Origin of the sequence: Aggregatibacter sp. Marseille-P9115 (assembly GCF_920939465.1) — a bacterium.
GTDB classification, from domain to species: domain Bacteria; phylum Pseudomonadota; class Gammaproteobacteria; order Enterobacterales; family Pasteurellaceae; genus Aggregatibacter; species Aggregatibacter segnis_B.
Map to the genome: position 1 here is coordinate 741,735 of NZ_OV100759.1, position 20,060 is coordinate 761,794.

Genomic DNA, 20,060 nt, shown 5'->3' on the forward strand with positions numbered 1-20,060 from the left:
ATTTACTCTAACAAAAGGAAAAAATTATGGCTTATACTTTACCTGAATTAGGTTATGCCTATGACGCATTAGAACCCCATTTCGATGCGCAAACCATGGAAATCCACCATACTAAACACCACCAAGCCTATGTCAACAACGCGAACGCGGTGTTAGAAAACTCCCCGGAATTACAAGAACTTGCCAGTGGTTGCCCGGGTAAATTATTGGCGCACTTACATGAAGTTGCACCTGAAAAACGCCCAGCATTACGCAACAATGCAGGTGGCCACTTAAACCACAGCTTATTCTGGAAAAGTTTGAAAAAAGGCACCATGTTACAAGGCGCACTAAAAGATGCCATCGAACGTGACTTTGGTTCTGTCGAAAACTTCAAAGCGGAATTTGAAAAAGCAGCAGCGACTCGTTTCGGTTCCGGTTGGGCATGGTTAGTGTTAGAAAACGGCAAACTTGCGGTGGTTTCTACAGCAAACCAAGACAACCCAATTATGGGTAAAGAATTTGCCGGCTGTTCAGGCACACCAATCTTCGGTTTAGACGTTTGGGAACACGCGTACTATTTGAAATTCCAAAACCGCCGTCCGGACTACATCAAAGAATTCTGGAACGTGCTGAACTGGGATTTTGCGAACGAACGCTTTGAAAAAGCATTAGCCGGTGTTCACCACTAATTAAGGCTTATAAAAACAAAAAGTGCGGTCAAAAATGACCGCACTTTTTTATTCTTACTTTTCACCTCTACTTTTTAAACTTATTCCACATTTTATCTTCTTCACCACGCCATAAACGCTGGATATTCTCGTGATGACGATAAATTAACAAGCAACACACTAAAGCCACGGGAAACGTAAACTCCGGTTTAAACCACCAAACATAGAGTGGCACCAACAATGCGCTAATTACTGCGCTAAGGGAGGAATAACCGCTAATGAGGAAGACGAAAACCCAAGTTCCCAATGTAGAAAATAATACCCCCCAACCAATTGGTGCAATGGCTCCGAAAGCCGTTGCTACTCCCTTTCCTCCTTTAAACTTGAAGAAAATAGGAAAAATATGCCCTAAACATGCCCCTAACGCCACCATGCCTAATTCAAATTGGGTTAAGCCTAAAGAGTAACCGAGCCAAACCGGCAACATGCCTTTTAAGATGTCACAAATTAAAACCCCAAGCGCAATCCAACGTCCACCAATACGTAATACATTTGTTGCGCCAGGATTATTCGAGCCTGCCTTTCTTGGATCCGGTAAGCCGGCAATACGACATAATAAAATCGCGCTAGAAATAGAACCAAGTAAATAGCTCAATAACATGTAGAAAAGGGCGAAAAGGCTCATAGGACTTCCTTGGAGTGGAAAAATTGTTCGTCTATTGTACCCAAAGTTGATAGTATAAGCCCACAAAAATTTAAGCGATAACGATAGGAACATCATGAAAGATCTCATTTTTATTGAAGGATTGAGCGTATTTGCGCAAATTGGCGTTTATGATTGGGAACAACAAATTAAACAAAAACTGATCTTTGATGTCGAAATGGCTTGGGATACGCGTCAGGCTGCGATAACTGATGATGTTCAATACACGTTAAATTATGCCGAAATCAGCCAATTTATCATTGATTACGTGCAATCCAAGCCATTCTTTTTAATCGAACGGGTTGCCAATGAAGTGGCAGATCAATTACAACGTCAATTTAACATTAGTCGACTTCGACTCAAATTGAGTAAACCAAAAGCCGTTGCACAAGCCAATAACGTTGGTGTCATTATTGAGCGGAATCGCTAATATTTTTTAGAGAAAGAGATCATTTGAAAGGTTTATTTTTACGCATTATTGCAGGCATATGCTTGCTCTTATGGGCGCTAGATATGGTATTTCCATGGCGACAAATCATGTCTTCGGAAGAAAATCCTTATCACGCCATTCAAAGTCGTGGCAAATTAATTGTAGGTACTATTAACAATCCTATTTCTTACTTTATCAATGCAGAAGGGCAATCCGGTTTAGAATATGAACTCAGTAAAGCGTTTGCGGATTATTTGAACGTTGAGCTAGAAATCAAACCGTTAAATAACAGTGAAGAACTTTTCACTGCCTTAAATGATCATGCTATTGATATTGCGGCGGCCAATCTTTTTTATGAGCCCAATAAAGTTGAACATTTCCAATTGGGACCGTCATATTATTCTGCTTCTTGGCAAATTGCTTATCGAAAAGGTGAAAATCGGCCACGTTCACTAGCACAAATTAATAGTCAACTCGTCATTCCGGATAATGCAGAATTGGAACATATTCTGAAAGAGACCAAACTAAAAAATCCCCATCTAACCTGGACGGTAGATAAAAAACAAACGCAAGAAGAACTGTTATTACAAGTTGCTGATGGTAAAATTGACTATACAATTGCCAATTCTTTGGATATTTCAGCTGCACAACATATTAAGCCACAAATTGCTGTGGCTTTTGACTTAACCGATGAAATGAGCGTGCATTGGTATTTAGCGAATAACGCATCCAATGAATTGCAATCAGCTTTATTAGATTTCATGAATGGCGCTATCGATTCCGGTTTAATTGCCAATATTGAAGAAAAATATTTTAGCCATTTTCGCGACTTTGACTATGTTGACGCAAAATCTTATTTAAATGCGATAGAAACAATTCTTCCAAAATTTGAACCGCTCTTTACTAAGCATAAAGGTGATTTGGACTGGCGCTTATTAGCGGCAATCGCCTATCAGGAATCCCATTGGAATCCTGATGCTACCTCACCAACAGGTGTTCGAGGCATTATGATGCTAACGAAAGATACCGCAGAACATATGAAAATTCAGGATCGAACCGATCCCGAGCAAAGTATCAAAGCCGGTTCAGAATATTTACATTGGTTGCTTGAACAGATGCCTACCAGTATCAATGAGGAAGAAAGAATTTGGTTTGCGCTGGCAGCGTATAACATGGGGTTAGGCCATTTACTGGATGCTCGTCGTCTCACTAAAAACTTGGGTGGCAATCCGGATAACTGGCTTGATGTCAAAAAGAATTTACCGTTGCTAGCAGAAAAGCGTTACTATTCAAACCTCAAATACGGCTATGCACGAGGCTATGAAGCGTTTCAATACATAGAAAATATTCGTCGTTACATGAATAGCATTGTGAATTATTATCGCGTTCAGCAAAATCAAATCGAGAAATTAACACAAGAATCTGATAATGAGATCAAAAATGCAGAGAAAGAACATTCCGATTTGAATGAAAATAAACAACACGAAAATCGATAAACAGAGGAAAACATCCATGCACAAGAAAAGATTTCTCAAACCAACTAAGAAAAAATTTATTCGCCAACAACAACTACGTACTTTGCGTTTAAAGCATTTAAAACAGCGTAAAGCAAAACTGTTTGCCCGCCATGCATTACAATTCGTGGTACAAGATATCTAAAACAAAAAATGGTGCCGTTTTTACGACGCCATTTTTTTACATCTATTCAACAGAGAACCTTACTTGAATAAACGTCTTCTCCCCCTTGTATCAAGACGCTTAAATTGGCTAATTAAAACAACTAGCAACACAAATAAATAAACGGCAAACGTGACTACAATCCATTGCGCCATTGAAAAGCCAATGAACGTCCACGCCACATCATCACAAGAACCGGTCGGTTGAAATAACACCGGAAACCATTTATCCAACGGTAAAGTTTGTGGAAATTCAGGTAAATAAGAACATTGATTCCAAGGTGCAGGATGAAGTTGGTAATCTACATGTTTGAGAGAAAGCAGCAGCCCTTTAACTGCACTGACAAAAGCAATGAATAGCGCCAATAAACGAACGATCAAAAAACGTGGCGCAATTAAACCGACAACGCCGGCAAAGGCTACTCCAAATAACGCCACTCTTTCATAAACGCACATTACGCAAGGTTGCAATTCCATGCCATATTGGAAATAAAGTGCAATCCCTTCCAACACCAATGCTGAGATCATCAATAACAACCAACCGCTACGTTGTACGGAAAGTGTTTTGAAAAATTTTAGCATAGCGCTCTTTCTCCCTAAAAAATGTTAAATTGGCATGATTAGGCCTAAATTCGCCAACAAAATTGTCATTGGCGGTAAAATATATTCCACAGCCAATAAACCTACCAACGATAACACAATGGTGTAAGGTAACGCCATGTAAACCATTCTACCGTAAGAGAGGTTAATAAGTGGCGCAAGCGATGATGTCAATAAGAATAAGAAAGCTGCTTGTCCGTTTGGTGTTGCGACGGAAGGCAAGTTAGTCCCCGTATTAATCGCCACAGCTAATAATTCAAACTGATGCGGTGGAATAATATTCGCTGCCAACGCATTTTTTGCTTCGTTAATATAAACTGTTGCCACAAATACGTTATCGGAAATAGCAGAAAGGATACCGTTGAAAGCGTAGAATAACGTGAGTTGAGTGCTTTCTTCTGCAGACAAAACATAATGCACAATCGGTGCAAAAAGTTTTTGGTCGATAATCACTGCAACAATCGTAAAGAACACCACTAAAAGTGCGGTAAACGGTAAAGATTCTTGGAAAGCCTTACCCAAAGCATGTTCACTTGTAATACCACAAAATGCAGTACATAAAATGATAATACTTAACCCGATCAACCCTACGGAAGCTAAATGAAATGCTAAACCGATAATCAACCAAATGCCGACTATTGCTTGCACAATGAGTTTCAGACGTTCTTGTTTACTCATTTTTTTCATATTAGCGCGATCAAAATCAGCCAATACTTCCCATACCTTTTGCGGTAATTTTGCACCGTATCCGAACAAATGAAATTTCTCTAACGCAACACAAGTTAGCAAGCCAAAAACAAAGACCGGAACAGTCACCGGCGCCATGCGAAGGAAAAACTCAACAAAATTCCAACCAGCTTGGTCTGCGATAATCAAGTTCTGCGGTTCACCAACCATCGTCATTACGCCACCCAATGCAGTACCAACCCCGGCATGCATCATTAAGCTACGTAAAAAGGCGCGGAATTCTTCTAAGGTTTCATGGTGAGTGCCGATTCTCTCGTCATTCGTAATATCGGTAGAATCATAGAATGTGCCGCCGGAAGCAACTTTGTGGTATACACCATAAAATCCCATTGCAACGCTGATGATTACCGCAACCACAGTTAACGCATCCAAAAATGCCGATAAAAAAGCTGCACTGAAGCAAAACGCCAAGGAAAGCACTAATTTAGAATGGATGTTAAGAAGAAGTTTAGTGAACACAAACAACAATAATTGTTTCATGAAGTAAATACCCGCTACCATAAACATCAATAGCAAAATCACTTCAAAGTTAGCCAACACTTCTGCTTTAATGTGCTCTGGTGTTGTCATGCCAATAAAAATCGCTTCAATAGCAAGTAACCCGCCGGGTTGTAGTGGATAGCATTTTAGTGCCATCGCCAAGGTGAAAATGAATTCAATGACTAATAACCAACCTGCCCAGAAAGGGGAAATTGAAAATAAGATAGGGTTAATAACAAGAAAGGCGACAATCGTTATTTTGTACCAGTCCGGACTCGAGCCCAAAAAGTTTTTTAGAAACGCCTGTTGATAATTGTCCATACAAATTGACCTTAATTCTTTTAATTAACAATATTTTAACCTACGCTATTGGAGGCAATTCCGCGTTCAACTCTGTCAAAAATCGCAAATATTGTCAATGAATTTAAAAAATAATTATCTAATTGTAATGTATAGGCGTTTCTACGATAATAACGGCGAATTTACCCTCTATTTATACTGAACAATTATGCATAATGACTCGACTCTTCTGAAGGCGCAAAGTCCTGCCGCTTTAGCTGAAGAATATATTGTAAAAAGCATTTGGAATAATTATTTTCCCCCAGGTTCTGATTTACCAGCCGAACGTGAACTTGCCGATAAAATCGGTGTTACCAGAACAACGTTGCGTGAAGTATTACAACGCTTAGCGCGTGATGGTTGGCTCAGCATCCAACATGGTAAGCCAACAAAAGTCAATGATATTTGGGAAACCTCGGGTCTTAATATTCTAGAGACCATGATTCAGCTCGATGGCACAAGATTGCCTTCGCTTATTGCCAACATGCGCTCAGCGCGCACTGATATTTCAATGATTTACATTCCCAAAGCCTTTAAACGCGCAAAGGAACAATCACTCCGTATTTTGCAACCGCTCAATAACTTGCAAGATACGGCTGAAGATTACACAAAATTCGACTACGATGTATTCCGCAATTTGGCATTTGCTTCAGATAATCCGGTTTATGGCTTAATTTTAAATAGCTTCAAAAGCTTATATTCCCGCATCGGCTTATTTTATTTCCAAAATCCGGAAGCTCGCGCACTTGCCAAACGCTTTTACACTAAACTTCAAGATATTTGCCAACGCGAGGCTATTGATGAAGTAGTCCCTTGTGTTTTGCAATACGGAAAAGAAAGTGGTGTCATGTGGTCCAATATGCAGGCATTTTTACCGGAAAATTTTAGTGAATAATGCGAAGCTAAAAATCATTCCAAAAATGACCGCACTTTATGCTAAACAAAAAGCCCCGAATGGATATTCGGGGCTTTTTCTTCGGGAAAACATTATTGATGATAATGGGATAAGAATCGAGCAAATTTGCCTAAGGCTTCTTCAATTTGATGAACATACGGCAATGTTACAATGCGGAAGTGATCCGGTGAATGCCAGTTAAAACCGCGGCCATGCACCAACAAGACTTTTTCCTGTGCCAATAAATCAAACACCATTTTTTCATCGTCATACATATTAAATTTTTTGATGTCGATTTTCGGGAACATATACAACGCTCCCATTGGCTTCGTACAACTAATTCCCGGAATTTGGTTGAGCAATTCATAGGCTTTATTGCGTTGTTCTAACAAGCGTCCGCCCGGCAAAATGAATTCATTAATGCTTTGATAGCCACCAAGTGCGGTCTGAATCGCATGTTGCATTGGCACGTTGGCACACAAACGCATGGACGCCAACATATCCAAACCTTCGATGTACCCTTTGGCGTGTTTTTTTGGTCCATTTAAAATCATCCAACCTTGGCGGAAACCGGCAACACGATAGGCTTTAGATAAACCGTTAAACGTGACCGTTAATAAATCAGGCGCTAATGCCGCGATATGGTGGTGTACCGCACCATCGTATAAAATTTTGTCGTAAATCTCGTCGGCAAAAATAATTAAATTATTCTGACGTGCCACTTCAACGATGTCTAACAACAATTCTTTGCTGTAAACCGCACCGGTCGGGTTGTTCGGGTTGATTACCACAATGGCTTTCGTGCGTGAGGTGACTTTGCTTTTAATGTCTTCCACATCCGGGAACCAATCCGCCTGTTCATCACATAAATAATGTACCGCTTTACCGCCCGCCAATGTCGCCGCAGCAGTCCATAATGGGTAATCCGGCATAGGAATTAACACTTCATCACCGTCATTCAACAGTGCTTGCATCGCCATCGTAATCAACTCTGACACGCCGTTTCCGATGTAAACATCATTCACAGTGACACTACGAATATCTTTCGATTGATAATATTGCACAATGGCTTTGCGGGCGGAATAAAGCCCTTTGGAATCACAATAACCTTGTGCTGAAGGCAGATTGCGTAAGACATCAACGAGAATTTCATCAGGCGCTTCAAAACCAAAAGGCGCGGGGTTACCGATATTCAGTTTTAAAATTTTATGCCCTTCTTCTTCAAGGCGTAGTGCCTCTTTGTGCACGGGTCCGCGAATATCGTAACAAACGTGCTCTAATTTATCTGATTTGGGAAAGCGTTCCATAGTTTTGACCTTGAGTAATTAAGAAATGAAATATTTTGTGAAAAATTCCCGTAAAGTGCGGTAGAATTGCGGTTCATTTTTAACTTATTTTCCCGTTAAAGACAATGCTTTTTCAAAATGGATAGTTTGCAATCACTTAAAACGCAATTAATCAATCAAATTAATGCATTACAATTAAATCAACCTCATCACATTGCGGTTTGTTCAGCACAAGCCGAATGCGATGTTGATTTATTAGGTTGGCTAAAAGCACAACCGCACTATCCGCAATTCTATTTTCAATTACAGCAAACAACACAATGTTTTGCCACGATTGGCGCCGTTCGTAGATTTCAACAATTAGATGCGGCGCAAGATTTCGTGAATCAACACAATTTGCCTCTTTTCGGCGGCATTCAATTTTACGGGCAAACCACCTTTTTTCTGCCACAGTTAGTGTTAGAACAGCGCGATAATCAAATTAATGTCACGGTTTTTATTGACCAAGATAATCTTATTCACAATAAAGACAAAGCATTACAGGTTTTAAAAACATTTGAAAAAACGACCGCACTTTTACCGCTTCAAAGCCAAGCGGATTTGATTGAACAACAAGCAAATCCAACACAATGGGCAAATTGGGTAGAAAAGGCTCTGGCGCAAATTCATGAAAAAACAGTGACCAAATTGGTGTTAGCTAATAAAAGCACCTTTGCCCTCAATCAGCCACTCAATGCCAAGGATTTTTTAGCGCAAAGTGAAATTTACAATAAAGGCTGCTACCACTTTCTTTTCACGCAAGATGACAAAACAAGTTTCCTTGGCTCTTCGCCGGAACGGTTGTATGCGCGTCATGAGCGTCATTTAAAAACAGAGGCCCTCGCAGGCACCGCGCCCATGAGCGAGGATCATGAAGCCAATCGTAAACAAGCTGATTGGTTACTTAGCGACAAGAAAAACATTCATGAAAACCAATTAGTGGCGGATGGGATTTGCGCCAATTTAGCGCCCTTTACGAAACACATTGAAGTAGGCAACCTCGGCATCAAACAGCTTCGTCAAGTACAACATTTACGCCGAGAAATCACCGCACTTTTAACCGATAACTGTACCGACTTAAACTGTTTGCAAGCCATTCATCCGACGGCTGCCGTTGCCGGTTTGCCGCAACAAAAAGCGAAAGCATTGTTACAACAAATTGAACATTACGATCGCAGTTGGTATGCGGGCACATTAGGCTTTTTTAATCAACAACAAGCGGAGTTTTGTGTAGCGATTCGTTCTGCCTTTGTTGAAGCAGACAAAATTCATGTGTTTGCCGGCGCCGGTATTGTTGAAGGCTCAGTTCCCTTGCTAGAATGGCAAGAGATCGAGCGCAAAGCCGCGGGATTAATCTCATTATTAAAAATAACGAAATCTGAAAACGGAGAGCAAAAATGTCAGTAAGCGTCTTTAATCGTTGTTGGTCGAAAGTGATCTTGGAAACCCTTGTGCGTCAAGGCGTAACCCACTTTTGTATCGCGCCCGGTTCGCGTTCGACCCCACTGACATTGGAAGCCGTACGTTTACAAAATGCCAATCGTGCCCTTTGCCATACACATTTTGATGAACGCGGTTTAGGTTTCTTTGCTCTTGGCATCGCAAAATCCACCAAAAAACCCGTTGCCGTTATTGTCACTTCCGGCACCGCTGCCGCCAATTTATACCCGGCAATCATTGAAGCCCGTCAAAGTCACGTCAATCTGATTGTACTCACTGCGGATCGTCCGCCGGAGCTCTTAGAGTGCGGTGCGAATCAGGCAATTTTGCAAGAAAATATGTTTGCCGATTATCCCCTTGCCAATTTGAATCTTCCGCGCCCAAGCCAAGATTATGCAGCAAGCTGGTTGATTTCAAAAATTGAGCAAGCCTGCCATAAACAAGCGGAAGAAGCAGGCGTGATTCACATCAATGTACCTTTCGCCGAGCCGTTATATGATGCCAATGCAGAAGAAATTGACGTTCACCCTTGGTTAGCGCCCGTTCAACGTTGGTTAAGCCAAAATAAAAGTTGGACAACCTACCCTGCGCCACATCAAGAAGTGTTAATTCACGAACACTGGGATCAATGGCGCACCAAACGCGGGATTATTGTGGCAGGCAGAATGCCGGCAGAACAAGCCATGGGCATTGCTTCTTGGGCAAATACCATGGGCTGGGTGTTGCTGACCGATATTCAATCCGGCGTGGAAGCCAGTTTGCCTTATGCGGATATTTGGCTGGCGAATCAAATGGTGAAACAAAAAATGTTGCAAGCAGATATTGTCATTCAGCTTGGCAACCGTTTTATTAGCAAACGCATTAACCAGTTTTTAGCCGAATTTAAAAACGAATATTGGATTGTGGATGAAAACCCGCAAGCGGTGGATCCTTACCATCATTCCCACACCCGTTTTGTTGCCAAAATTCATCATTGGTTACGCGCCCACCCGCCGTTAAGACAAAAACCATGGTTATTAGAAGCGTTGGCGTTATCCAAATTCTGCGCCACCTTTATTGAGCAGCAAGTGGGCGGCAATTTAAATGAAGCTTCCTTGGCCCACCATATTGAACGTTTACTGCCGAACAATGGCACCCTTTTCCTCGGCAACAGTTTATTTGTGCGTTTAGTGGATGCGCTCACCAAATTGCCGGAAGGCTATCCGATTCATACTAATCGTGGCGCAAGCGGTATTGACGGTTTACTTGCCACTGTTGCCGGCATCGGTATCGGCTCTAACCAGCCGGTCGTCGCCTTAGTGGGCGATACCTCTGCGCTTTATGATTTAAACTCGTTGGCATTGTTCAAAAAACTTACCCAACCGACCATTTTGTTTATTATCAATAACAACGGCGGAGCAATTTTTGATATGTTGCCGGTGGATGCCGAAGTCAAAGACAAGTTCTATCGTATGCCGCACCACACCGAGTTTTCCCAAGTGGCGTCCATGTTCGATTTAAAATATGCCCGTCCTTATACCTGGGCGGATTTAAGCTCTGTGCTAAAACAGGCCTATTCACGTCGCGAAGCCACTGTCATCGAAATTAAAGTCGCGCCGAATGACGGCAGCACCATTTACAAACGCCTCATCGACCAAATCAGCTATGCGGTTGTCGGTGAATAAACGGAAAGATCAAAAGCAAACTCGCACACGCCAGTTTGCTTTTTTCATGTGATGAAACCTTACCTCATTTTTTTACACGGCTTACTCGGCACCCAAGCCGACTGGCAAAAACTCACGGAAAATCTACCGCACTTTCATTGCATGGCCTTGGATTTGCCTTTCCACGGTAGCGCAAAAAATCACCCTGTACGGGATTTTGATGACTCCTGCGCTTACGTGGCACAACACATCCAAAGTGCGGTAGGAAATCACCCGTATTTTTTAGTGGGCTACTCCCTCGGTGGCAGAATCGCACTGTATTACGCTCTTTGTAGTCAACAAGACAAATACAACCTGCAAGGGCTGATTATTGAAGGCGGCAATCTTGGATTGACGAATGAGGCAGACAAAAAAGTGCGGTGGGAAAATGATGTGTTTTGGGCACAACGTTTTCGCCATGAAACCGCGACTTCCGTACTGAATGACTGGTATCAGCAACCCATCTTCGCCCATTTAACGGAAGACCAACGCAAAGCGTTGATCGAAAAACGCCAAGCCAACTGTGGCGACAATATTGCCAAAATGCTGTTAGCAACGTCTCTTGCCAAACAACCGGATTTACGTCCTTACGTCAAAAATAGCCCTTATCCGATCGAGTATTTCTGCGGCGAACGGGATCATAAATTCAAACAAATGGCGTTAGAAAATCAGTTGAACCTGATACTGATTCCACAGGCAGGACATAATGCGCATCAAGAAAATCCAACGGCATTTGCAACCCAATTAAATGCGTTATTACAAGATAAATTCATTGCTTTTTCGCCGCGCAATGGCTAAAATCTGCACTCCTTTGTCGTCGCTGAATTAGAGATCGGCGAACGATGTATCATTAACCACTTCATATTAGGAGTTATTATGTCTCTAAGTACTGAACAAAAAGCAAAAATCGTTGCTGAATTTGGTCGCGATGGTAAAGACACCGGTTCTTCCGAAGTTCAAATCGCTTTATTAACCGCACAAATCAACCACTTACAAGCACACTTTGCTGAACACAAAAAAGACCACCACGGTCGCCGCGGTTTATTACGCATGGTTTCCCGTCGTCGTAAACTTTTAGATTACTTAAAACGTACTAATCTTGAACTTTACAGCAGCTTAATCGCTCGTTTAGGTTTACGTCGCTAATCTTTTTAGTTGTGTTAATCGAAAACCCTCAGCGTTTGTTGAGGGTTTTTTCTTTTTTACCGATGCCATTATTAATAGCAAATGGACAAAATCCCTCTGACAAGTTGCATTTTTAGCCTAAAAGCGTATTATAGCCGTCCAGATGGAAATACTTCCAAATATCCTTACATTTATTCTGTATAAAATTATGCCGGAGAAACAATGAGCCAATATTTATTTACATCCGAATCCGTTTCTGAAGGACATCCGGATAAAATCGCCGATCAAATTTCTGATGCGGTATTAGATGAAATTCTTAAACAAGACCCGAAAGCCCGCGTTGCCTGCGAAACCTATGTGAAAACCGGGATGGCATTAGTGGGCGGTGAAATCACTACTTCTGCTTGGGTTGATATTGAAAATTTAGCCCGTGAAGTCATTTGCGACATCGGTTACACCAGCTCTGAAATGGGCTTTGACGGTCATTCCTGTGCTGTTTTAAACGCGATTGGCAAACAATCCTCCGACATCAACCAAGGAGTGGATCGTGAAAATCCGTTAGATCAAGGCGCAGGAGACCAAGGCATTATGTTCGGTTACGCCACCAATGAAACCGATGTATTTATGCCGGCTGCTATCACTTATGCCCACCGTTTGATGGAACGTCAAGCACAAGTGCGTAAAAGTGGCAAATTAGACTGGTTGCGTCCGGATGCAAAAAGCCAATTAACCTTCAAATATGAAGATCATAAAATTGTCGGCATTGATGCTGTGGTGCTTTCAACCCAACACGCTGAAACCGTCAGCCAAAAAGATTTGCATGAAGGCGTGATGGAAGAAATCATTAAACCGGTATTGCCGGCGCACTGGTTATCCAAAGACACCAAATATTTCATCAACCCAACCGGCCGCTTCGTTATCGGCGGCCCAATGGGTGACTGTGGTTTAACCGGCCGTAAAATTATCGTGGATACTTACGGCGGCGCAGCCCGTCACGGTGGCGGTGCATTCTCCGGTAAAGACCCATCGAAAGTTGACCGCTCTGCCGCCTATGCCGCTCGTTATGTGGCGAAAAATATCGTTGCCGCCGGCCTTGCTGATCGTTGTGAAATCCAACTTTCCTATGCTATCGGCGTTGCCGAACCGACGTCTATCATGATCGAAACCTTCGGCACAGGCAAAGTCGCCAATGAATTGTTGGTCAGCCTCGTACGTGAATTCTTTGATTTGCGTCCGTACGGCTTAATTAAAATGTTAGATTTAATCCAACCGATTTACCGCCAAACAGCAGCTTACGGCCACTTCGGTCGCGAACAATTCCCTTGGGAAAAAATCGATCGTGCCGCAGAGTTACGCGCAGCAGCAGGATTAAAATAATCTTGAATCAAAATGAAAAAAGGATAAGTCAAAAGGCTTATCCTTTTTTATTTGAATAAAACAGGGAAATTTTTGACCGCACTTTTAGTGGAGTACATCAATGTCTAAAACAGGATCAACCGCCTGCCAATAGTTTTTCGCACTGCTATATTTCCAATCCTGCGGCTCAGACACAAACCCGGTCACCACCGGATTTTGATGAATATAGTCTAGTTTCTCGTCAAAAAATTTATCGGAATGAATTTCGATGGGTTGATTGTGGTGTTGCCAGAATTGGTAGTGCTTTACATAACTATACTTTTTCGCTGCTCTCTGGAACATCCAAAGTAGCCATTCTTTGCGGCTTTCTTGAGGATTTTCTGCAATTTGTTTTAGTAGTGCTTTAGAGGTAAATGTTTTTAAATCTCGAATGACATCAGAAGGATTTTTCTCTTCTATCTGAAATAATAAATGTACATGACTTGGCATAATACAGTAACCATAGATCTTCATCCCCTTATTTTCACGACAATAATTCAATGCACTCATCATCGTTTCAAAATAACAATCACGAATAAAGACATCAATCCAATATACGGTTGAAAAGCTAATAAAATAAACGCCATTCTTATCATTAAATTTATACTTTCTACTCATCTTCCTACCTTCTAAAAACTCTCCGATAAGCAAAATAGTAGACATGACTAAATTCACTCTAAATTTAACTCAGATTTTTGAAGAAGATCGCAAAAAATAAATTACTGAAGTAAAAAATCAAAACTCTATTAAGTTATGATGACATTATGATGGAATTACAATTGGATTACGATAGCATTACAGATCGGACTACGATGGCGCAAGCGTCCACGCTTGTGCCTGTAACTAAAATGAAAAAAGCACAAGCGTGGACGCTTGCGCTATCATGGGAGTGTCCAAAATTCAGAGCATAAAAAAGCACGCGTCAGGAGACGCGCGCTACCAGGGGGGAAATAGGCTATAGTAAACCGATACCTGCTTCAGTAGCTGCACCTAAAATAGAAACAACAAGTGGATGAGATAAAAATTGGTTGAGTAAAGATTTTGCTTGTTGTTTTTCTGTTTCAGAAGCTGCTGAATTCTCTATTTTCTGAATTAATTCATTAAACGTATTAGTAATGTTTTGGGTGTTATAGTCTCCTATTTGAACATTTTGTGAACCATGAAAGTTAATATTCTGTATATTTTTTTCCATTGGTTGTGATGGAGGAACTTGGGTGAATTTTACTTGGTAATGAGGGGGGATACCGCCTAGACTTTTAGAATAACAATCTACCTTTGTAACATAGTAATATGCATCATTTTCATTTGGTAATTTACGAATAATTTTATCACCTTGTGTAATATCTGCTTTAAGATCACTAACAATAATAATATTTTCAATAAAAGAGGCTTCATATGGTCCCTTAACCGTACCATCTTCTTTCTGAACTCGAACGCTTTCTTTCAGTTTATTTAATATAGATAACATAGATTTCCCCTTAAGTTATTTTTTCTAAACATATCTAACCGTACATATTATTGCAATAAAGTACATTATCTTATAGCAACAAGATTAATAATTTCCTCATCTGTTTTTTCTTCATTACGATTATCACTAAAGAAAAAACTTAAATTTGGATCATGTCTATACCTTTGATATAACTCAGGTCTTAACATTTCAGCTTTATTACTATTTTCTATGCTCCGAGAATTGGGAGTACCATCCGGTCTTCTCCCATTTCTTCTAACATCAAAGCAATAGATAGCATTAGGGTTATTTCCTTCCGCTCTTCGTCCTATAAGCTCTCGCTCTAATGGTGGTTTATTAATCACTTTTTGCATAGGTATAACCCTAGCAAAACATTCAGAAAAATTTATAAAGATTTCTCGAAATCTATTTCCATCAAGTCGATTTATATCAAAGAAATCAAAAAACTCTGTTGCTGAATTGAAGTGAACCTCATAAAAATCTGCATATGCTTGTATACTATGATTTGCATCATCTTGACTGATAAATTCTAATTTTACTTGAGCATATTCACTAGGTTTTCTTTCTTTTGGAGTATAAAGAGTAAGAATTACTATAGTTTGCTTACCATTATATTCAAAAGGAAAAGAATCAATAATCCACCCTAAACGATTCATATCATTCAGTAACTCTGGCAAATTTTGAAATCTAATAGGCATTATTACCTCCTTAGTTCATCGAGAAAAAATATTGTTATATTGCTCACCATTACCCCAAAACCACCCTCGCATTCCTAAACACCCGCATCCAAGCCCCATCTTCACCCCACTCTTCCGGATGCCATGAGTTGCTCACGGTGCGGAAAACACGTTCTGGGTGTGGCATCATGATGGCGACGCGGCCGTTGGTGTTGGAAAGGGCGGTGATGCCGAGTGCGGAGCCGTTCGGGTTCGCTGGGTACACTTCTGTCGGGTTAAGGTTGTTGTCGATGTATTGCGCCACAATCAAGTTTTGCGCTTGAAGTGCGGTTAGATCTGCGAGCGTTTTGAATTCCACTCGGCCCTCGCCGTGGGAAACGGCAATTGGCATGTGGGAACCTGCCATGCCTTGGAACCACAGGGAGTTGCTTTCGTTAATACGAACCAAGGCGGCGCGGGCTTCAAAACGTTCGGATTTGTTGCGCACGAAACGCGGCCAGTTTTCTGTGCCCGGGATGATTTCCGCCAGGGTGGAAAGCATTTGGCAGCCGTTACAAATGCCAAGGGCGAGTGTGTCTTCACGTTCAAAGAATTGGCTGAATTGATCCCGTAAGTGCGGGTTAAATAAAATAGATTTCGCCCAACCGCCGCCGGCGCCGAGCACGTCGCCGTAAGAGAAACCACCGCACGCCACTAAGGCGTTGAAGTGTTGCAAGTCATAACGGCGATTGTGCAAGTCGCTCATGTGAACATCGATAGCCTCAAAGCCGGCGCGGTCAAATGCTGCCGCCATTTCAACATGACTGTTGACGCCTTGCTCACGCAATACCGCCACTTTCGGACGTTTACCGGTGGCAATATAAGGCGCGGCAATGTCTTCGCTCGGGTCGTAGGTTAAACTGGCGGAGAAGCCTTTGTCCTGCGGATTTTTCTTCGCGGCAAATTCTTGGTCGGCACATTCCGGATTGTCGCGTAAGCGTTGCATTTGATGGGTCAACTCCGCCCAAATGCCACGCAATTCGGAACGTTTTTCATTGAGTAACACTTTGTTGCCGCGGGTGATTTCGATTTCGTCGTCTTCAGTCACGGCGCCCAATTCTTTCACTAAGTGCAACACATTGTGTTTAGCGAAGACATCGCGCACGAGACTCAAATCGCTGTCGCGCACTTGAATCACCGCCCCCAACTCTTCGTTAAATAACACGGCTAAATCGTTGTCGCCCAAGGCGCTGATATCCACAGCCACGCCACAATGTCCGGCAAATGCCATTTCCGCCAAGGTGACGATTAACCCGCCATCGGAGCGGTCGTGGTATGCCAATAATTTTTCTTGTGCCACCAAGTCCTGCATGGCGTTAAAGAAGTTTTTCAGTGTGTCGGCGTTGACCACATCCGCCGGTTTGTCGCCAAGTTGTGCATAAACCTGCGCTAACGCCGTAGCACCTAAGCGGTTGTTGCCTTCGCCCAAATCCACCAACAACAAGCGCGATTGTCCCTTGTCAGTACGTAATTGCGGGGTAACGGTTTTGCGCACGTCTTCCACGCGGGCAAAAGCACTGATAATCAAAGAAAGCGGCGAAGTCACGCTTTTTTGCTCGCCGTTTTCCTGCCAAGTGGTTTTCATGGACATGGAATCTTTGCCCACCGGAATGGTTAAGCCTAATTGCGGGCAAAGCTCTTCGCCCACGGCTTTCACTGCCGCGTATAAGCCCGCGTCTTCGCCTTTGTGGCCTGCGGCAGACATCCAGTTGGCAGATAATTTAATGCGTTTAATGTCGCCGATATTCGTGGCGGCAATGTTAGTGAGGGATTCTGCCACGGCTAAACGGGCAGACGCAGCGAAATCGAGTAATGCTACCGGCGTACGTTCGCCCATGGACATGGCTTCGCCATAGTAGCTGTCTAATGTCGCCGTGGTCACTGCGCAGTCCGCCACCGGCACTTGCCACGGGCCGACCATTTGGTCACGCGCCACCATGCCGGTCACCGTGCGGTCACCGATGGTGATTAAGAAGGTTTTTTCTGCCACCGCAGGCAAACGTAGTACGCGATGTAACGCTTCTTTTAATTGAATCTGGCTTTGTTCAAGCGGTTCGCCGTTAACACTTGCCGTTTGCACATCGCGGGTCATTTTCGGGGTCTTGCCGAGCAACACACCCATTGGTAAATCAATCGGATCGTTGTTGAAATGCTCGTCATGTAAGGTTAAATGTTCTTCTTCCGTGGCTTCGCCGATCACCGCATAAGGCGCGCGTTCACGACGGCAAAGTTCCTCAAAGTGCGGTAGTTTTTCCGGATGAATTGCAAGCACATAACGCTCTTGTGATTCGTTACACCAGATTTCCAACGGGCTCATTTCGCGCTCGTCGCTTAAGATTTTGCGGAGCTCAAATTTACCGCCACGGCCGCCGTCATGCACCAATTCCGGCATAGCATTGGATAAACCGCCCGCGCCCACGTCGTGAATAAAAGCGATTGGGTTGTCGTCGCCTAACTGCCAGCAACGGTCTATCACTTCTTGGCAGCGACGTTCCATTTCAGGGTTATCCCGTTGTACGGAGGCGAAATCCAAGTTTTCTTTCGATTTACCGGATGCCATCGAAGACGCCGCACCACCACCCAAGCCTATGTTCATGGCAGGCCCACCAAGCACAACCAGTTTTGCGCCCACCGGAATGTCGCCTTTTTGCACGTGTTCGGCACGAATGTTGCCGATACCGCCTGCCAACATGATCGGTTTGTGGTAGCCGCGCACTTCTTCGCCATTGAAGCTATTCACTTTTTGTTCGTAAGTACGGAAATAGCCGATCAATGCAGGGCGACCGAATTCGTTGTTAAACGCCGCGCCACCTAGGGGGCCTTCCAGCATAATGTCTAAGGCGGAAGCAATACGGTTCGGTTTGGAAAGCGGCGCTTCCCAAGGTTGTTCAAAGTTTGGAATGCATAAGTTGGACACAGAGAAGCCCACCAAACCGGCTTTTGGTTTTGCGCCGCGACCGGTCGCGCCTTCGTCACGGATTTCACCGCCAGAACCGGTTGCCGCACCCGGGAATGGAGAAATGGCAGTCGGGTGGTTGTGGGTTTCCACTTTCATTAAAATGTGGGTGTCTTCATTATGATAACGGTAAATGCCGTCTTGATCCGGGAAGAAACGTCCTGCTTTGGAGCCTTCCATAACCGCTGCATTGTCTTTATACGCGGAAAGCACAAAATCAGGGGTTTTCTCAAAGGTATTTTTGATCATTTTGAACAGGGATTTATCCTGTTTTTTGCCGTCGATAATCCAGTCGGCGTTAAAAATTTTGTGGCGACAGTGTTCCGAGTTGGCTTGCGCAAACATATACAGCTCAATGTCGTGCGGATTGCGTCCAAGTGCGGTGAAATTTTCCATCAAATAATCGATTTCATCTTCCGCCAATGCCAAGCCCAGCTCCACGTTGGCACTTTCTAAAGCACTGCGTCCGCCATTTAAAATATCCACGGTTTTGAACGGCTTCGGTTCTTGTTGACGGAACAACACTTCCGCCTCGTCTGCCTTGCGCACTACAGTTTCCATCATGCGGTCATATAAAAGTGCGGTCAGTTTTTCCGTTGTTTTTTCATCTAACGACTGTGTCAATTCAAAGTAATACGCCAAACCACGCTCAATACGTTCTACTTGGTTCAAACCACAGTTATGGGCGATATCGGTGGCTTTGGACGACCAAGAAGAAATGGTGCCGACGCGCGGGATCACGATAAAACTTTCCCCTTTGGCTTCGTGCTCTGCCAAGGTTGGACCGTAATGTAACAAGGCTTTCAGTTTGGCTTCCTGTTCAGCAGAAAGGGCGGCGTTTAATGCCACAAAATGCACATACTCCGCATACACGGATTTTACCGGTAATTGTTGCTGTTGGAATTTTTGCATTAAGCCATTGATACGGAATTCGGAAAGGGCAGGTGAGCCACGGAAAATTTGAAACATGAGGATTACCTTTGAGGTTGAATTGAAACAAAAATTGCGGGCTATTATAAAGGAAATTGGGATAAACGAAAACGTTTGCGCGAGAAAACAAATAGGAAAAAAACAATAAAAAAGCCCTTGTCAAAAGGACAAGGGCGAGAATGAAAAATGAGCTAAAAACTAACCCATACCGTATTTTTTTAATTTTTTACGCAATGTACCGCGGTTAATGCCAAGCATTGTCGCTGCACGGGTTTGGTTACCACGGGTATATTGCATAACCATATCCAACATTGGATGTTCAACTTCTGCCAATACCAACTCATAAAGATCGTTGACATCTTGACCGTCTAATTGGGATAAGTAATTTTTTAAAGCCTGTTTCACAGAATCGCGTAATGGCTTGTTGGTTACTTGAGATTGAGAATTCAGCACAGAAACAGTTAATGCTTCCGCCGGATTACGTTGTTCTAACATTGTTCTAT

19 protein-coding genes are annotated in these 20,060 nt (G+C 42.8%); 10 read left to right on the plus strand and 9 right to left on the minus strand.

The window, feature by feature from the left end:
• Positions 1-26: 26 nt before the first annotated feature.
• On the plus strand, positions 27-671 hold the full coding sequence (gene sodA, locus LQ983_RS03370; RefSeq protein WP_230621645.1) for a superoxide dismutase [Mn]: 645 nt from the start codon (positions 27-29) through the stop codon (positions 669-671).
• Positions 672-738: 67 nt separating this feature from the next.
• Here sodA and plsY read toward each other — a convergent pair whose 3' ends face one another.
• On the minus strand, positions 739-1,335 hold the full coding sequence (plsY, locus tag LQ983_RS03375; protein ID WP_109432751.1) for a glycerol-3-phosphate 1-O-acyltransferase PlsY: 597 nt from the start codon (positions 1,333-1,335) through the stop codon (positions 739-741).
• Positions 1,336-1,429: 94 nt separating this feature from the next.
• On the opposite strand from plsY, the gene folB reads away from it, so the two are divergent.
• Genes folB through LQ983_RS03390 form a run of 3 tightly spaced genes read left to right on the plus strand, consistent with a single transcriptional unit; the run spans position 1,430 to position 3,442 of the window.
• Positions 1,430-1,783 carry a dihydroneopterin aldolase gene (gene folB / locus LQ983_RS03380; RefSeq protein WP_111306305.1) on the plus strand — a complete coding sequence of 118 codons (354 nt, stop codon included), beginning with the start codon at positions 1,430-1,432 and terminating at the stop codon, positions 1,781-1,783.
• Between the two features lie 23 nt (positions 1,784-1,806).
• Positions 1,807-3,279: a membrane-bound lytic murein transglycosylase MltF gene (gene mltF / locus LQ983_RS03385; RefSeq protein ID WP_230621646.1), complete on the plus strand. Its 1,473-nt coding sequence runs from the start codon at positions 1,807-1,809 to the stop codon at positions 3,277-3,279.
• Between the two features lie 16 nt (positions 3,280-3,295).
• Entirely contained in the window at positions 3,296-3,442 is a 147-nt protein-coding gene (locus LQ983_RS03390; protein ID WP_230621647.1) for a hypothetical protein, read from the plus strand.
• Between the two features lie 59 nt (positions 3,443-3,501).
• Here LQ983_RS03390 and dsbB read toward each other — a convergent pair whose 3' ends face one another.
• On the minus strand, positions 3,502-4,041 hold the full coding sequence (gene dsbB, locus LQ983_RS03395) for a disulfide bond formation protein DsbB (protein ID WP_230621649.1): 540 nt from the start codon (positions 4,039-4,041) through the stop codon (positions 3,502-3,504).
• A 24-nt stretch (positions 4,042-4,065) separates the two neighbouring features.
• Positions 4,066-5,607, minus strand: coding sequence for a Na(+)/H(+) antiporter NhaB (nhaB, locus tag LQ983_RS03400; protein WP_230621650.1), 1,542 nt, complete (start codon positions 5,605-5,607; stop codon positions 4,066-4,068).
• Positions 5,608-5,794: 187 nt separating this feature from the next.
• Between nhaB and fadR the strand changes: the two genes are divergently transcribed.
• The gene (gene fadR / locus LQ983_RS03405; RefSeq protein ID WP_230621651.1) at positions 5,795-6,520 is read left to right on the plus strand and encodes a fatty acid metabolism transcriptional regulator FadR; all 726 of its coding nucleotides are present in this window, start codon (positions 5,795-5,797) and stop codon (positions 6,518-6,520) included.
• A 92-nt stretch (positions 6,521-6,612) separates the two neighbouring features.
• On the opposite strand, the gene LQ983_RS03410 is transcribed toward fadR, so the two are convergent.
• Positions 6,613-7,827, minus strand: coding sequence for a pyridoxal phosphate-dependent aminotransferase (locus LQ983_RS03410; protein ID WP_006717107.1), 1,215 nt, complete (start codon positions 7,825-7,827; stop codon positions 6,613-6,615).
• A gap of 117 nt (positions 7,828-7,944) precedes the next feature.
• Here LQ983_RS03410 and LQ983_RS03415 point away from each other — a divergent pair, with 117 nt between their 5' ends.
• The 5 genes from LQ983_RS03415 to metK all read left to right on the plus strand — a co-directional run bounded on the left by LQ983_RS03415 (position 7,945) and on the right by metK (position 13,469).
• On the plus strand, positions 7,945-9,252 hold the full coding sequence (locus tag LQ983_RS03415) for an isochorismate synthase MenF (RefSeq protein ID WP_006717104.1): 1,308 nt from the start codon (positions 7,945-7,947) through the stop codon (positions 9,250-9,252).
• Entirely contained in the window at positions 9,243-10,949 is a 1,707-nt protein-coding gene (menD, locus tag LQ983_RS03420) for a 2-succinyl-5-enolpyruvyl-6-hydroxy-3-cyclohexene-1-carboxylic-acid synthase (RefSeq protein WP_230621653.1), read from the plus strand. Before LQ983_RS03415 ends, menD begins: the two co-directional genes overlap by 10 nt.
• A gap of 51 nt (positions 10,950-11,000) precedes the next feature.
• Positions 11,001-11,765, plus strand: a complete 765-nt coding sequence (gene menH, locus LQ983_RS03425) for a 2-succinyl-6-hydroxy-2,4-cyclohexadiene-1-carboxylate synthase (protein WP_230621655.1) — start codon at positions 11,001-11,003, stop codon at positions 11,763-11,765.
• A 78-nt stretch (positions 11,766-11,843) separates the two neighbouring features.
• Positions 11,844-12,113 (plus strand): 30S ribosomal protein S15, encoded by a 270-nt coding sequence (gene rpsO / locus LQ983_RS03430; RefSeq protein WP_021615823.1) that lies wholly within the window; start codon positions 11,844-11,846, stop codon positions 12,111-12,113.
• A 201-nt stretch (positions 12,114-12,314) separates the two neighbouring features.
• On the plus strand, positions 12,315-13,469 hold the full coding sequence (gene metK / locus LQ983_RS03435; protein WP_230621657.1) for a methionine adenosyltransferase: 1,155 nt from the start codon (positions 12,315-12,317) through the stop codon (positions 13,467-13,469).
• An 84-nt stretch (positions 13,470-13,553) separates the two neighbouring features.
• On the opposite strand, the gene LQ983_RS03440 is transcribed toward metK, so the two are convergent.
• The 5 genes from LQ983_RS03440 to fis all read right to left on the minus strand — a co-directional run bounded on the left by LQ983_RS03440 (position 13,554) and on the right by fis (position 20,052).
• Positions 13,554-14,150 (minus strand): transposase, encoded by a 597-nt coding sequence (locus tag LQ983_RS03440; RefSeq protein ID WP_230621658.1) that lies wholly within the window; start codon positions 14,148-14,150, stop codon positions 13,554-13,556.
• 292 nt (positions 14,151-14,442) lie between these two features.
• Positions 14,443-14,955: a hypothetical protein gene (locus tag LQ983_RS03445; RefSeq protein WP_230621659.1), complete on the minus strand. Its 513-nt coding sequence runs from the start codon at positions 14,953-14,955 to the stop codon at positions 14,443-14,445.
• Positions 14,956-15,020: 65 nt separating this feature from the next.
• Positions 15,021-15,653 (minus strand): DUF6037 family protein, encoded by a 633-nt coding sequence (locus LQ983_RS03450; RefSeq protein WP_230621661.1) that lies wholly within the window; start codon positions 15,651-15,653, stop codon positions 15,021-15,023.
• 49 nt (positions 15,654-15,702) lie between these two features.
• Positions 15,703-19,596, minus strand: coding sequence for a phosphoribosylformylglycinamidine synthase (purL, locus tag LQ983_RS03455; protein ID WP_230621662.1), 3,894 nt, complete (start codon positions 19,594-19,596; stop codon positions 15,703-15,705).
• Positions 19,597-19,755: 159 nt separating this feature from the next.
• A complete protein-coding gene (gene fis / locus LQ983_RS03460) occupies positions 19,756-20,052 on the minus strand; it encodes a DNA-binding transcriptional regulator Fis (RefSeq protein WP_032997766.1) in 297 nt (98 codons plus the stop codon).
• Between the last annotated feature and the right edge of the window lie 8 nt (positions 20,053-20,060).